The organism is Bradyrhizobium sp. BR2003, from assembly GCF_009720285.1.
Taxonomy (GTDB): Bacteria; Pseudomonadota; Alphaproteobacteria; order Rhizobiales; family Xanthobacteraceae; genus Bradyrhizobium; species Bradyrhizobium elkanii.
Genome location: NZ_SMYJ01000019.1, coordinates 25969 through 38957, shown reverse-complemented (window position 1 = coordinate 38957; position 12989 = coordinate 25969). Strand labels below are relative to the sequence as shown.

General features: G+C 63.9%; 12 protein-coding genes and 1 pseudogene. 4 read left to right on the top strand and 9 right to left on the bottom strand.

The window, feature by feature from the left end; translation table 11 throughout:
• Positions 1–33: 33 nt before the first annotated feature.
• The gene (locus E2I15_RS13360; RefSeq protein WP_137476359.1) at positions 34–891 is read left to right on the top strand and encodes a DMT family transporter; all 858 of its coding nucleotides are present in this window, start codon (positions 34–36) and stop codon (positions 889–891) included.
• Between the two features lie 388 nt (positions 892–1279).
• Positions 1280–1774 (top strand): RlpA-like double-psi beta-barrel domain-containing protein, encoded by a 495-nt coding sequence (locus E2I15_RS13355; RefSeq protein ID WP_170991377.1) that lies wholly within the window; start codon positions 1280–1282, stop codon positions 1772–1774.
• Between the two features lie 21 nt (positions 1775–1795).
• Here E2I15_RS13355 and E2I15_RS13350 read toward each other — a convergent pair whose 3' ends face one another.
• From E2I15_RS13350 to E2I15_RS13325, 7 genes and pseudogenes are all read right to left on the bottom strand, one after another.
• Positions 1796–2764: a zinc-binding dehydrogenase gene (locus tag E2I15_RS13350; RefSeq protein WP_137476357.1), complete on the bottom strand. Its 969-nt coding sequence runs from the start codon at positions 2762–2764 to the stop codon at positions 1796–1798.
• A 150-nt stretch (positions 2765–2914) separates the two neighbouring features.
• On the bottom strand, positions 2915–3910 hold the full coding sequence (locus tag E2I15_RS13345) for an NAD(P)H-dependent flavin oxidoreductase (RefSeq protein WP_137476356.1): 996 nt from the start codon (positions 3908–3910) through the stop codon (positions 2915–2917).
• 244 nt (positions 3911–4154) lie between these two features.
• Complete coding sequence (locus tag E2I15_RS13340) at positions 4155–4589, bottom strand: CBS domain-containing protein (protein WP_028331534.1); 435 nt, start codon at positions 4587–4589, stop codon at positions 4155–4157.
• Positions 4590–4875: 286 nt separating this feature from the next.
• Positions 4876–6192, bottom strand: coding sequence for an oxalate/formate MFS antiporter (oxlT, locus tag E2I15_RS13335; RefSeq protein ID WP_137476355.1), 1317 nt, complete (start codon positions 6190–6192; stop codon positions 4876–4878).
• A 232-nt stretch (positions 6193–6424) separates the two neighbouring features.
• Positions 6425–7717 carry an oxalate/formate MFS antiporter gene (oxlT, locus tag E2I15_RS13330; RefSeq protein ID WP_137476354.1) on the bottom strand — a complete coding sequence of 431 codons (1293 nt, stop codon included), beginning with the start codon at positions 7715–7717 and terminating at the stop codon, positions 6425–6427.
• A gap of 258 nt (positions 7718–7975) precedes the next feature.
• Positions 7976–8113 carry a hypothetical protein gene (locus tag E2I15_RS38725; RefSeq protein ID WP_016848357.1) on the bottom strand — a complete coding sequence of 46 codons (138 nt, stop codon included), beginning with the start codon at positions 8111–8113 and terminating at the stop codon, positions 7976–7978.
• A gap of 227 nt (positions 8114–8340) precedes the next feature.
• Positions 8341–9126: pseudogene (locus E2I15_RS13325) on the bottom strand (autotransporter outer membrane beta-barrel domain-containing protein); the annotation flags it as partial.
• Between the two features lies 1 nt (position 9127).
• On the opposite strand from E2I15_RS13325, the gene E2I15_RS13320 reads away from it, so the two are divergent.
• Both E2I15_RS13320 and E2I15_RS13315 read left to right on the top strand, forming a co-directional pair.
• Positions 9128–9502, top strand: a complete 375-nt coding sequence (locus tag E2I15_RS13320) for a DUF2975 domain-containing protein (protein WP_349629381.1) — start codon at positions 9128–9130, stop codon at positions 9500–9502.
• Positions 9503–9513: 11 nt separating this feature from the next.
• Positions 9514–9756, top strand: coding sequence for a helix-turn-helix domain-containing protein (locus E2I15_RS13315; RefSeq protein ID WP_170991383.1), 243 nt, complete (start codon positions 9514–9516; stop codon positions 9754–9756).
• 101 nt (positions 9757–9857) lie between these two features.
• Here E2I15_RS13315 and frc read toward each other — a convergent pair whose 3' ends face one another.
• Complete coding sequence (frc, locus tag E2I15_RS13310; RefSeq protein ID WP_137476350.1) at positions 9858–11135, bottom strand: formyl-CoA transferase; 1278 nt, start codon at positions 11133–11135, stop codon at positions 9858–9860.
• A gap of 58 nt (positions 11136–11193) precedes the next feature.
• Positions 11194–12927, bottom strand: a complete 1734-nt coding sequence (gene oxc / locus E2I15_RS13305; RefSeq protein WP_137476349.1) for an oxalyl-CoA decarboxylase — start codon at positions 12925–12927, stop codon at positions 11194–11196.
• Between the last annotated feature and the right edge of the window lie 62 nt (positions 12928–12989).

Below are 12989 nucleotides of genomic sequence, written 5' to 3'. Positions count from 1 at the left end.
ATATGGACCGATCGGTCTTGAAAGGAAGATGCCATGTCTGCCATCCAGATCGTCTGCGCGGTGGCCGTTCCCTTGCTCTGGGGCTATCAGTTCGTGGTCATCAAGGTCGGCGTCACCGAGTTTCCGCCGCTCTTCTTCCTCGGACTGCGCTTCCTGGCCATCGCGCTGCTGCTTGTACCGTTCGTCAGAAGGCCGACGCGCCAACAGCTCGGCCCTGTCGCGGCTATTTCGGTTTTCCTCGGCGGACTGAACTTCGGGCTGTTCTATGTCGGCCTCGGGCTCGGCTCGGGAAGCATGTCGGCCGTCGCCTATCAACTCGCGCCGCCGTTCACCGTGCTGCTCGCCTGGCCGCTGCTCGCGGAGCGGCCGTCGCTCGTCACATCCGCCGGCGTGGTACTGGCGTTCGTCGGCGTGGTGGTGCTGGCGGCGGGGCCGGGCCTGTCGGCAAACGTGCTGCCGCTGCTGCTTGTGGTCGGGGCAGCCTTCGCATTCGCGGTGTCCACCGTCCTGACGAAACGCTACGGCCCATTCGATCCTCTGATGCTGATGGGGTGGTCATCGCTGCTCACGGTGCCGCAGGTGATGTTGATGTCGCTGCTGCTTGAATATGGACAAGCGGCGAGCCTTGTCACGGCGGATCAACGTGGTTGGCTGGCGCTGGCCTACACCATCTTCATCGGCGGCATTGTCGGGTTCGGCCTCTGGTTCTGGCTGATCGCGCGTTGCTCGATGGGGCGTGTTGCCCCCTTCGGTCTGCTGCTTCCGGTGTTCGCCTTGATCTTCAGCGTGATGTTCCTTGGCGACAGCGTGACGCCGAAGCTGATTGTCGGCGGACTGCTTGCGATCTCCGGCGTCGCCATCACGCAGGTCAGACCGGGTGCGAAAGTGTAGCAACCACTCGCTTGTCCGATTGTGTTCGAACGCGTTGCCGATATCGGCGAATTTGTAGACCTGGTCGATCGGCAGATGCAGCTTGCGACCCTGCCGAAGATCGCGCGCGGATCCTCGATCGATCGGGTAGGGAAGGTGACGCCGATACACCCTTCACGCGCTGTCGAAAGACAGCGCCGATCAGTCATTTTGCTGACGCAATCTCTGTTTTAGTCGAGCGGGAAACTGAAAACACGGTGTGAGGGCCGCCCCGGTTCTCACAATGGTTCCGTCGCCGGAACTGGCACGAATCCGCAAAGAATTGGCACGCGTTAACGCCTCCGCGTTCGCTTGACCATGTTTTGCGGCATCGGGAACCGGAAGATCGAAGAAAATCAATCAAGGAGTTATGATGCTGTTCGGCTCGAGCGCCGCAATTTGCGGCGCCCTGGTTGCGCTCGCCATGTCTGGTACCGCTGCTCGAAGTGAAATCGCTGCGGTTCATTCAAGCGCCGTCGTCAATGCCGCATGTGGGGATGCAATCGTTGGCGCGGCATCCATGTACAATCCGTTCAAGCCCGGCAAGGAGGAGGGCGGCCCGAGCACAGCCTCCGGCGAGCGCTATGATCACTCGGTCTGGGCGGCTGCCATCAAGACGAGTTTGCGTCGGAAGTTCGGTGGGGTCCACTTTGGCGCGAGGCCGAAATATGCCCTCGTCGAGGCCGTCGGCAAGAAGGTCATCGTGAAGATAAATGACGTGGGGCCATTGCGGCCCGGCCGCATCATCGACCTCAACGAGCGGACGATGCGCTACTTCGATCCAAGCCTGGAGCTCGGAGTTATTGGTGGCGTCAAGGTCAGCCCGCTTGCGGGGGACTATTGGATTCCCGGACCCGTTGGCTGATCCGCCCTTCGCTTGCAGTTGCTACAGCGTCACCACGATCTTGCCGAGGTGCTTGTTGGCTTCCATGTGTTCGAACGCCTTGCCGATGTCGGCGAATTTGTAGACCTGGTCGATCGGCAGCTGCAGCTTGCGTGCCTCGACCGCGGCCCAGATGTCCTTGCGCACCTCGTCGAAGATCGCGCGGATCTCCTCGATCGAGCGGGTGCGGAAGGTGACGCCGATATACTGGATGCGGCGCGCCGCATGCAGGTCGAAGTTGAAGTCGCCATGGGTGCCGCCGAGCCGGCCGACATTGACGATGCGGCCCTTGACCTTGGTCGCCTTGAGGTTCTGGTTCGCGACCGGTCCGGAAACCTGGTCGACGATCAGGTCGACGCCTTCGCCTGATGTCGCCTGCAGCACCTGATCGACCCAGCCGGGATCCTTCGAGTCCACCGCGAGATCGGCGCCGAACTCCTTCAGCCGGCCGCGCCGCATCGCGTCGGTCGATGAGCCTACGACGAGCTTGGCGCCCTTCAGCTTGGCGATCTGCATCGCCATCAGCCCGACGCCGGAGCTTGCGCCCTGGATCAGCACCGTCTGTCCCGGCTGCAGCGCGCCATTGGTGACCACGGCGTTGTGCATGGTGGCGAGCGCGACGGGCAGGGTTGCGGCCTCGTCGAAGTTCATGTTCGAAGGCGCGCGGAACAGCCGGCCGTGATCGGCCAGCGTGTATTCGGCGAAGGCCGCGCCGCCGGAGCCCATGATCTTGTCGCCGACCTTGACGCCTTTGGCATCGGGGCCGAGTTCGGCGACCTCGCCGGCCCATTCCATGCCGAGCACGGTGCCGACACCGCCGGCCGCGCCGTGGACATGGCCCTTGGTCATGCCGAGATCGGCGCGGTTCAGCCCGCAGGCATGAACCTTGACCAGCACCTGGGTGCCCTTCGGCACGGGCTTCGCAACGTCGGTGATTTCAGGGCCGTTGGCTCCGTAGACATAGGCTTTCATGAGGGGCTTCCCTTTGGTCTGAATCCTCATGGTGAGGAGCGCGTGTTCGCGCGTCTCGAACCATGAGGCCCGACTGTGGCCTCATCCTTCGAGACGCTTGCTTCGCAAGCTCCTCAGGATGAGGAGATAGAGCGCGCGCGATCAAAACGCCTATTCGGCGGCCTGGCGCTTGGCACCGGACATCATCGCTTCCAGCCGCTCGCGGATGATCGCTTCCGCGTCGTGGACGATGCGCGACACCAGCTCGGCGCAGGACGGAATGTCGTGGATCAGGCCCTGCACCTGGCCGGCCGACCAGATGCCTTCGTCGGCATCGCCTGACGCGTAGACCATCTTGCCGCGGGCGCCGGCGACCAGCTCGCGCACGTCCTCGAACTTGGCGCCTTCCTTCTCCATCTGCACGACCTTGGTCGAGATCGCGTTCTTGGCAACGCGCGAGGTGTTGCGCATGGTGCGGAAGATCAGCTCGGTCTCGCGCTCGTCATTGGCGACGATGCGCTCCTTCACGAGCTGGTGAATCGGGCTCTCCTTGGTGCACATGAAGCGCGTGCCCATGTTGATGCCTTCGGCGCCGAGCGCCAGCGCGGCGACCAGGCCGCGCGCGTCGCCGAAGCCGCCCGAAGCGATCATCGGGATCTTCACCTTGTCGGCGGCGGCGGGGATCAGGATCAGGCCGGGGGTGTCGTCCTCGCCGGGATGGCCGGCGCATTCAAAGCCGTCGATCGAGATCGCGTCGGCGCCCATCCGCTCGGCGGACAGCGCGTGGCGCACGCTGGTGCATTTGTGCAGCACCTTGATGCCGTGCTTCTTGAATTCGTCGACATGTTCCTGCGGCTTGTTGCCGGCGGTCTCGACGATCTTGATGCCGCTCTCGATGATGGCCTGGCGGTATTCGGCGTAGGGCGGCGGCTTGATCGCGGGCAGGATGGTCAGGTTGACGCCGAACGGCTTGTCGGTCAGCTCGCGGCAGCGCGCGATTTCCTTGCGCAGATCGTCCGGCGTCGGCTGCGTCAGCGCGGTGATCATGCCGAGCGCGCCGGCATTGGCGACGGCCGCAACCAGCTCGGCGCGCCCGACCCATTGCATGCCGCCCTGCACGATCGGGTGGTCGACGCCGAACATCTCGGTGAAACGTGTCTTGATCATTCTGCCCTCGTTTCCATCGGAATTTTCCGTGACGCGGACGGTGGCGCACGGTGTTGTTATGGGATGTCGAGGGAAGGATGCAGTCCTGTCCGTCAATTGTCTACCGGCGACCTGCGGCGCGCCCATGCGGAAATGACGGGCCGCGGCGGTCAGGCGAGGGCGGGACGGAAATCTTTCGTCATCTGCTCAAGCGCTGCCACGAACAGGCAGCGCCTGGCTGAGAGCAAGGCTAAGAAGGTGCGCGTTACGCCGGCACAGCGTCCTTCTTCGACGCGGCGGTCTCCTCGTCGAACGCGGCGGCGATGTCGCGCATGCTGACGACGCCGATCAGGCTGTAGTTGTCGATGACGGGCACATGGCGAATGTGGTGCTTGGTCATGAGATGACGGATGTGCTCGAGCGTGTCGCTCGATGTGCACGAGACCAGCTGTTGCACCGAGACGAATTGCGACACCTTCATGCTCGCGCCGGCCGCGCCATGCTCGGCGATCGCGCGCACCACGTCGCGCTCGGTGAACATGCCGACGGCGGTGTTGCCCTCGGTGCGAACGACATCCTTGACCACGAGCGCGCTGATATTGCTGGCGCGCATCAGTTGCGCGGCAATCGCGACGGTCTCGTTCATGCGCACCGTGGCGACGCGGGGGGTCTTCTTGCGCAGGATATCTCCGACTTGCATGGCAACCTCCTTGGTTATCGTTGACAGGAGCCTGGTATACAAAATGCCAATTGTCAACGTGGCTGTCACAGAAATCTACCATCAGGAAACGGCTTAAATAGGCAGGTTCGCTGACGTTTCCGACGATTGTGAGCGGCGAGGGCGATCTGCCGCGCTAGGGGTTCTGGTATCTGGCATCCCTGTCTTGGCAAAAGAAAAGAGGCGCACCGAAATGCGCCTCCATCAGTCCGGGGAAATGTCGGGACCAAGCGGTCCTGATCGGGTGGTCTTTAGCCAAGCCGTCCTGTTAAGCCGTTTTGGCGCTCGTTGCGGTCTCTTCCGCGGCGGCAGCCTCGTTGCCGTTGATGAAGGCGCGGCGCATCGGCTTGATCACGAACAGCGCCATCAGCGCCGCGGTGGCGTTGAGGGCGACCGCGATCACGAACACCGCCTGCCAGCCATAGTTGGCGGCAACGATGCTGGCGGCAGGCACCAAGAGCGCTGCGGTGCCCTTCGCGGTGTAGAGCATGCCGTTGTTGGTGGTCGCGAACTTCGAGCCGAAGGTGTCGCCGCAGGTCGCCGGAAACAGCGAGTAGATCTCGCCGAACACGCCGAAATAGACCGCGGTCGCCAGCACGAACACCACCGGGTTGTGACCCCAGGTGGATAGCGTGAGCAGCATCAGCGCGCCGGTGCCGAACGCGATGAACATGGTGTGCTCGCGGCCGATATTGTCGGAGACCCAACCGAAGAACGGCCGTCCGAAACCGTCGAAGATGCGGTCGAGCGAGATCGCGAAGGTCAGCGCGGCCATCTGGAAGCCGGCGAGCGTGACCGGCGTGTTCGCGATCTTGTAGTCGTGCGCGATCGGCGCGATCTGCGCCGCCGCCATCAGGCCGCCGGCGGCGACCATCACGAACACCAGATACATTACCCAGAAGATCGGGCTGCGCAGCACCTGCGGCGGCGTGAAGTCGACCTTTGTCTGCGGCAGATTGAGCTGCTTCTTCTTCGGCGGGATCGAGACCGCGGGCGGCTGGATGAAGAAGGCGAGCAGGAAGACGATCAATCCCTGTCCGATGCCGAAATCGAAGAACGCAGTCTGATAGCCGCTCGCGGCGATCATCTTTGCAATCGGCACCACCGTGAGCGCGGCGCCGGCGCCGAAGCCGGCCGCGGTTGCGCCGGCGGCGAGGCCGCGGCGATCGGGAAACCACTTCAGCGCGTTGCCGACGCAGGTGCCGTACACCGCGCCGGCGCCGATGCCGCCGAACACCGCGGCGGTGTAGAGCAAGGCGAGCGAAGAGGCATAGGAGTTCAACACCCAGGCGAGCGCGATCATGATGCCGCCGAACATGATGACGAGCCGCGGGCCGTATTTGTCGACGAACCAGGCCTCGACCGGCACCAGCCAGGTCTCGGTCACCACGAAGATCGTGAAGGCGAACTGGATCGCCGCGCGGCCCCAGTGGTGCGCGCCGTCGATCGGATCGACGAACAGCGTCCAGCCATATTGCAGGTTCGCGATCATCGCCATGCAGACGATGCCCATGACGAGCTGCAGCCAGCGGAAGCCGCTGGACGAAGGTTGAGCTTGTGTGACGGCAGTATTGCTGGAAACCATCAAGTCCTCCCGAGCGCGCTGGTCTTGTGACCGAGTGTCGCAATTGTTGTGGCGTATCGTCGCAAGCGCTCGGCGGAAGTTGGTATACTATATTCCAGAAAGCAAGCCCTTCATTCTGCTGCAATGCAGCAAATCTGCCCGCCGCTGCGGACGGCCTCTTCCCAACGCCAAAAAACGAAAAGCGCCCGGCTTTTGACCGGGCGCTTCGCAAGCGATGGTGGAGGGCGGTTGCTTAAGCCGTAGCCGATTTCGCGACCACGATTTTTCGCCAGGGCTTGAGCAGGGCGATCGCGAGCAGCGAGGCGAGGATGTTGGCGCCCGCCGCGATGATGAACACCTTGTCCCAGTTACCCGATGATTGCTGCATGTAGTTGGCGATCGGCACCAGCAGCGCCGCGGTGCCCTTCGCGGTGTAGAGCAGGCCCGCATTCGTGGTGGCGAACTTGGCGCCGAACGTATCGGTGCAGGTCGAGGGGAACAGCGAGTAGATCTCGCCCCAGGCAAAGAACACGAAGCCCGAGAGCAGCACGAACCAAACCGGATCGTGTCCCCAGAGGTAGAGCATCCAGATGCCGATGCCTTCCATGCCGAAGGCGATGAACATCGTGTTCTCGCGGCCGATCATGTCGGAGATCCAGCCGAAGAACGGACGCGTCAGGCCGTTGAGGACGCGGTCGATGGTCGCCGCGAAGGTCACGGCCGTCATCGTCACCGCCATCAGCGTGACCGGCACGTTGTCGACCTTCCAGTCGACCGCGATCGGCTTCAGGTTCGCCGTCACCATCAGGCCACCCGCGCCGACGATCACGAACATGAAGTACATCAGCCAGAAAATCGGCTGCCGCAGTACTTCGGTCGGCTGATAGTTGCGTCGGGTCTGGATGATATTGGCATTCGCCACGACGGCCGGCACCTGTCCGGCCTTCGGCGCCAGCAGGAAGAAGGCGAGCAGCACGATGATGATGCCCTGGCCGAGACCGAAATACAGGAAGGTGGTCTGGAAGCCGGAGTCCTTGATCATCGCCTGGATCGGCGCGACCGTGAGCGCCGAGCCCGCGCCGAAGCCGGCAGCGGTGATGCCCGCTGCAAGTCCGCGCTTGTCCGGAAACCATTTCAGCGCATTGCCGACGCAGGTGCCGTAGACGCCGCCGGCGCCGATGCCGGCGATGATCATGCCGAGATAGTAGCCGTTCAGTGTCGTCGCCTGCGCGTTGATCGCCCAGCCGAGCGCGCAGAGGATGCCGCCGACCAGCACGACGATGCGCGGACCGTATTTGTCGACGAACCAGCCTTCGACCGGCACCAGCCAGGTCTCGAACAGCACGAACAGCGTGAAGGCCCATTGGATCGATGCGCGATCCCATCCGAATTTCTTCTGGATGTCGGGGACGAAGAACGTCCACCCGTATTGATAATTTGCGATCATCACCATCGCGGCGACGCCGATCGCGAGTTGCGTCCAGCGATAGGTGTCGCTGACACGCGCGGCCGCAGGGGCCGCAGTTGCCTGAACCATGTCCGACATAGATCCTCCCAGTGCGCCCCTTGTCGTTGCTTATGAGCGCGCGACGGCCATCTTGGTATCCGATATGCCAAGGTTCAAGCTGTCGCAGGGGCGGCGCGCGCTTATGCCGCACAGGACTCAGCCCGGGCACCCCGGGAGACTAGTTCAGCGCGCAAGGAAATGGCCCCGAAAATCGGGGCCATTGGTCGAAGGTTCAATGTCAGGTCGCATCTCGCGACCAAAGCTGCATCCGCCGGAGAGCGCCGGAAATCCCTTGGCTTAGAGGCCGAAGCGCGGCAGGTCGCCGTTGCGATTCGAGATCTCCGCGCTCTTCATCAGCAGGCGGTCGATCGAGGCCAGCAAGCGGCCGAACAGGGTGGAGGAGGGCGCGAGCGTCAGTGCGGTGGTTTTGGACATTGGTGTCCCCTTTCATTGGAGGCCAGCAATGGGCCGGCTCATCATCTGCAGCCAAGTTATGTATACCAGATGCCAGATACAACGGACTTGTTTGCATGGCAGCATGCATGACTGTGCAATGCAGCAAAGTCGGCTGATTGGCACTCCGGATTGGCGTGGATGGGGAGAAGTCCGGCGGCGCCGCCGGGTCAGAATTTCCAGCTAAAACTGGCCTTTACCGAGTGGTCCTAGACCCGGTCGGCAAGCTGGCCAACATAGGCGATGCCGATGCTGGCCTGCGGCGTGACCCGCAGGTCGAGCCCGCCTTCAACCAGCGCCGCGTTCCGCGCCAGCGGTACGCCGGCCACGATAAATCCGGTTCCCAGGCTCTGGAACGCAAGCGCCGCCATTGGGGTCACATCGCCGAACGCGTACTGCCAGGCAAGCGAGGCGCGCGGCGTCAGCTGCATGCCGTTGGTGAGGGCGAAGCTGGTGGCGATGCGGGCGCCGAGCGAGGAGTAGCCGACATCCTGATTGCTGCCCGCGCCGCGCAGCGCGGCGGCGCCGCTGCCGCCGGTCTCGGCAAAACTGTCGTTGTCGAGGTGGGCCCAGGCAAGGCCGGCGAACGGCTCGAGCGCGGCGCGGCCGAGCGATAGCCCATAGCCGATCTCGCCGAACACCTGCGCGGTGGTTGCGTCATAGCGGGCGCGCGCCGTGTCGAAGAAGCCCGGGAACACGATCGAACGGCTGGTGTCGAGCGTGCTGAAGCTTGCCGAGGCGCCGCCGCGCAGATTGACCGCGCCGTAGCTCGCGCCGACATAGCCGGCGAGATGTGCAGTCTCGATATCGGCCGAGCTCGCGCGATCGCCGACATGAACCGACGAACTGGTGTAGCCGCCGGCGATGCCGGCGATCCAGTTCGGCGCGAAACTGTGATCGACGCCGCTGAAGAAGCCGGCGAGGTCGCGCGTCATTCCCGCGGCATTGCCGTCGCCGTTCAACCGGCCCCAAGCGCCCACGCCCTGTGCCCAGAATGTGGTGCCCGCGCTCGGCGCAGGACGCGCGAGCGGCGGCGCTTTGCTGTTCGCGCTTGGGGTATCGTTTTACGCCGTGCTGATCGGCATCCTACATCGCATGGTGAACCGATTCGCCAACGGGCGGATCTTCGTGTCCGAAACGCTGCAGGGTGTCTGGTGGATGGGGATCTTCCTGGTGGTCTGGCCGTTTGTGGATACGATCACGACCATCGCGGTGACCTATGCGCTGTATCAGCTCGGCGACATCAAGTTCTTCCTGCCGAGCTACGGCGTCGACGTCGGCACCGTCGCAGGCGGCGTATTCCTGATGGCGCTGAAATTCGTGATCGAGCAGGCCATCCTGTTGCAGTCCGAAAACGATCTGACGATCTGAGGGTGATGCCTGTGCCCATCGTGGTGAACCTCGATGTCATGCTCGCAAAGCGCAAGCGCCGCCTCGGAGACCTCGCGGACGCGATCGGCATCTCGATCCAGAACCTGTCGATCCTGAAAACCGGCAAGGCCAAGGCGATGCGCTTCTCGACACTGTCGGCAATCTGCCGCGAGCTGGACTGCCGGCCGGGGGATATTCTGGAATATGTGCCGGGCGACGAGGGCGGTGACGGCGAGAACAGTGAGGGTGGTTGATCCGGCGTGTGGTCAACAGCGGCGCGGGACTGCAATGTCTTCCCAAAACAAAATGGCCGCGGTTGCCCGCGGCCATTTGTGTCTCTGCTTGAGTGCTACCCTTACTCCGCCGCCTGCTTGCGCGGTGGGTCGAGGGCGCCGGAGTCATGGATCTCGGCGACCTGGTGATCGGAAAAGCCGAGCACCTCGCGCAGGATCTCGTCGGTGTGCTCGCCGAGCAGCGGCGAGCGCTGCACGTCGCTCGGGGAATCCGACAGCTTGATCGGATTGCCGACCGAGATGTACTTGCCGCGGGTCGGGTGATCGACCTCGACCACGGTGCCGGTCGCGCGCAGCGACTGGTCTTCCGCGATCTCCTTCATCGACAGGATCGGACCGCAGGGGATGTCGTCCTTGTTGAGGATCTCCATCGCCTCGAACTTGGTCTTGGTCATCGTCCACTGCTCGATGCGGGCGAAGATCTCGTTGAGGCGCGGCAGGCGGGCCGGCGGCTTGGCGTAGTTCGGATCGGTCTTCCAGCTCGGCTCGCCGATCACGTCGCAGATCTTCTCCCAGACCGGGGCCTGGGTGATGAAGTAGATGTAGGCGTTCGGGTCGGTCTCCCAGCCCTTGCACTTCAGGATGCGGCCGGGCTGGCCGCCGCCGGAATCGTTGCCGGCGCGCGGCACGGCATCGCCGAACGGAATGCCTTCGCCGAACTGGCTGTATTCCTTCAGCGGACCGTGGGCGAGGCGCTGCTGGTCGCGCAGCTTGACGCGGGCGAGGTTGAGCACGCCGTCCTGCATCGCGGCGGTGACGCGCTGGCCCTTGCCGGAGTGGGTGCGCTGGTAGAGCGCGGTGACGATGCCGAGCGCGAGATGCAGACCAGTGCCGCTGTCGCCGATCTGCGCGCCGGTGACCAGCGGCAGGCCGTCGCGGAAGCCGGTGGTCGAGGCGGCGCCGCCGGTGCACTGCGCGACGTTCTCGTAGACCTTGCAGTCTTCATACGGGCCCGGGCCGAAGCCCTTGATCGAGGCGACGATCATCTTCGGGTTGATGGCCTGGATCTTCTCCCAGGGGAAGCCCATGCGATCGAGCACGCCGGGGCCGAAATTCTCGACCAGCACGTCGCACTGCTTGATCAGCGCGGTCAACACTTCCTTGCCCTTCGGGTTCTTGGTGTCGAGCGTGATCGAGCGCTTGTTGTGGTTCAGCATGGTGAAATACAGGCTGTCGACGTTCGGGATGTCCTGCAGCTGGCCGCGCGTGATGTCGCCGACGCCGGGACGCTCGACCTTGATCACGTCGGCGCCGAACCAGGCCAGCAATTGCGTGCAGGTCGGACCCGACTGGACGTGAGTGAAATCGAGAATGCGAACGCCCTTCAGCGCCTTGGTCATAATATTTGCTCCGTACTCTGTCTGCCCCTGCACCCGCAGGGAGTGATGGGGTTAGGGGTTACTTCTTCTTCTGCAGAACGCTCTGCGGATTGAGGTTGCCGATGCGGCCGCTCTCCGAGCCCGCCGCCGGATCGATCACCGCGTTGATCAGCGTCGGCTTGCCGGAATCCAGCGCTGCATTGACCGCGCGCTTCAACTCGTCCGGCGAGGTGGCGTTGACGCCGACGCCGCCGAAGGCTTCCATCATCTTGTCGTAGCGCGAGCCCTTGACGAACACAGTGGTCGCCGGATCGTCGCCGGCGCTGTTGACGTCGGTGCCGCGATAGATGCCGTCATTGTTGAAGATCACGACGCAGATCGGCAGCTTGTAGCGGCAGATGGTCTCGACCTCCATGCCGGAGAATCCGAACGCGCTGTCGCCTTCGACCGCGAGCACGGGCAGGCCGGTCTCGACCGCAGCGGCGATCGAATAGCCCATGCCGATGCCCATCACGCCCCAGGTGCCGACGTCGAGCCGCTTGCGCGGCTTGTGCATGTCGACGACGCCGCGGGCGAGGTCGAGCGTGTTGGCGCCTTCGTTGACGAAGATGGTGTCCGGACGTTCCGCGATGATGGCGCGCAGCGCGCCGAGCGTGCCGTGGTAATCCATCGGCGAAGCGTTGCTCATCAGCTTCGGCGCCATCTTGGCGACGTTGTCGTCGCGCTTCTTGGCGACGGTGGCGAGCCAATCGCTCGGGGCGGCCGACCAGTTCGCGCCCATCGCGTCGAGGAATGCGGACACGCAGGAACCGATATCGCCGACCACGGGGGCGACGATCTCGACGTTGGAATCCATTTCCTTCGGCTCGATGTCGACCTGGATGAACTTCTTCGGAGCTTCACCCCAGGTCTTGCCCTTGCCGTGCGAGAGCAGCCAGTTGAGGCGGGCGCCGATCAGCATGACGACGTCGGCTTCCTTCAGCACGGTCGAGCGCGCCGCGCCCGCGCATTGCGGATGCAGGTCGGGCAGCAGGCCCTTGGCCATGCTCATCGGCAGGAACGGCACGCCGCTCTTCTCGACGAAATTCTTGATCGCCTCGTCGGCCTGCGCATAGGCCGCGCCCTTGCCGAGGATGATCAGCGGACGCTTTGCGCTCTTCAGCACGTCGAGCGCGCGCTTGACGGATGACGGGGAGGGGATCTGCTCGGGCGCCGCGTCGATCACCTTGACCAGCGACTTCTCGCCGGCTGCCGCGTCCATGACCTGGCCGAACAGCTTTGCGGGCAGATCGAGATAGACGCCGCCCGGACGGCCCGACACTGCGGCGCGGATCGCGCGCGCAAGGCCGATGCCGATGTCCTGGGCGTGCAGTACGCGGAACGCCGCCTTGCACAGCGGCTTGGCGATCGCGAGCTGGTCCATTTCCTCATAGTCGCCCTGCTGCAGGTCGACGATCTCGCGCTCGGACGAGCCCGAGATCAGGATCATCGGGAAGCAGTTGGTGGTGGCGTGGGCCAGGGCAGTGAGGCCGTTGAGGAAGCCGGGCGCCGACACCGTGAGGCAGACGCCGGGACGCTTGGTCAGGAAGCCGGCGATCGAGGCCGCATAGCCGGCATTCTGTTCGTGGCGGAACGAGAGCACGCGAATGCCCGCCGCCTGGGCCATGCGGCCCAGATCCGTGATCGGGATTCCCGGCACACCATAGACGGTGTCGATGCCGTTGAGCTTGAGCGCGTCGATGACGAGGTGGAAGCCATCGGTCAATTCTTGCTCGGTGCCCGGTGCCTCGGACTTCGTAGCGGTATTCAGCATCGGCATCGTCTCCCTGATCGTTCTTTGTTCGGACGATCTGATTGTCGTCTGAAGCGGGTGTG

Bases quoted from the DNA above. Each gene is read 5' to 3' on its own strand.
- oxlT (WP_137476355.1), bottom strand. From the start codon at position 6,192: ATGGTTTCCAGCAATACTGCCGTCACACAAGCTCAACCTTCGTCCAGC.
- oxc (WP_137476349.1), bottom strand. From the start codon at position 12,927: ATGCTGAATACCGCTACGAAGTCCGAGGCACCGGGCACCGAGCAAGAA.
- E2I15_RS13350 (WP_137476357.1), bottom strand. From the start codon at position 2,764: ATGAAAGCCTATGTCTACGGAGCCAACGGCCCTGAAATCACCGACGTT.
- oxlT (WP_137476354.1), bottom strand. From the start codon at position 7,717: ATGTCGGACATGGTTCAGGCAACTGCGGCCCCTGCGGCCGCGCGTGTC.
- E2I15_RS13355 (WP_170991377.1), top strand. From the start codon at position 1,280: ATGATGCTGTTCGGCTCGAGCGCCGCAATTTGCGGCGCCCTGGTTGCG.
- frc (WP_137476350.1), bottom strand. From the start codon at position 11,135: ATGACCAAGGCGCTGAAGGGCGTTCGCATTCTCGATTTCACTCACGTC.
- E2I15_RS13345 (WP_137476356.1), bottom strand. From the start codon at position 3,910: ATGATCAAGACACGTTTCACCGAGATGTTCGGCGTCGACCACCCGATC.
- E2I15_RS38725 (WP_016848357.1), bottom strand. From the start codon at position 8,113: ATGTCCAAAACCACCGCACTGACGCTCGCGCCCTCCTCCACCCTGTTC.
- E2I15_RS13360 (WP_137476359.1), top strand. From the start codon at position 34: ATGTCTGCCATCCAGATCGTCTGCGCGGTGGCCGTTCCCTTGCTCTGG.
- E2I15_RS13340 (WP_028331534.1), bottom strand. From the start codon at position 4,589: ATGCAAGTCGGAGATATCCTGCGCAAGAAGACCCCCCGCGTCGCCACG.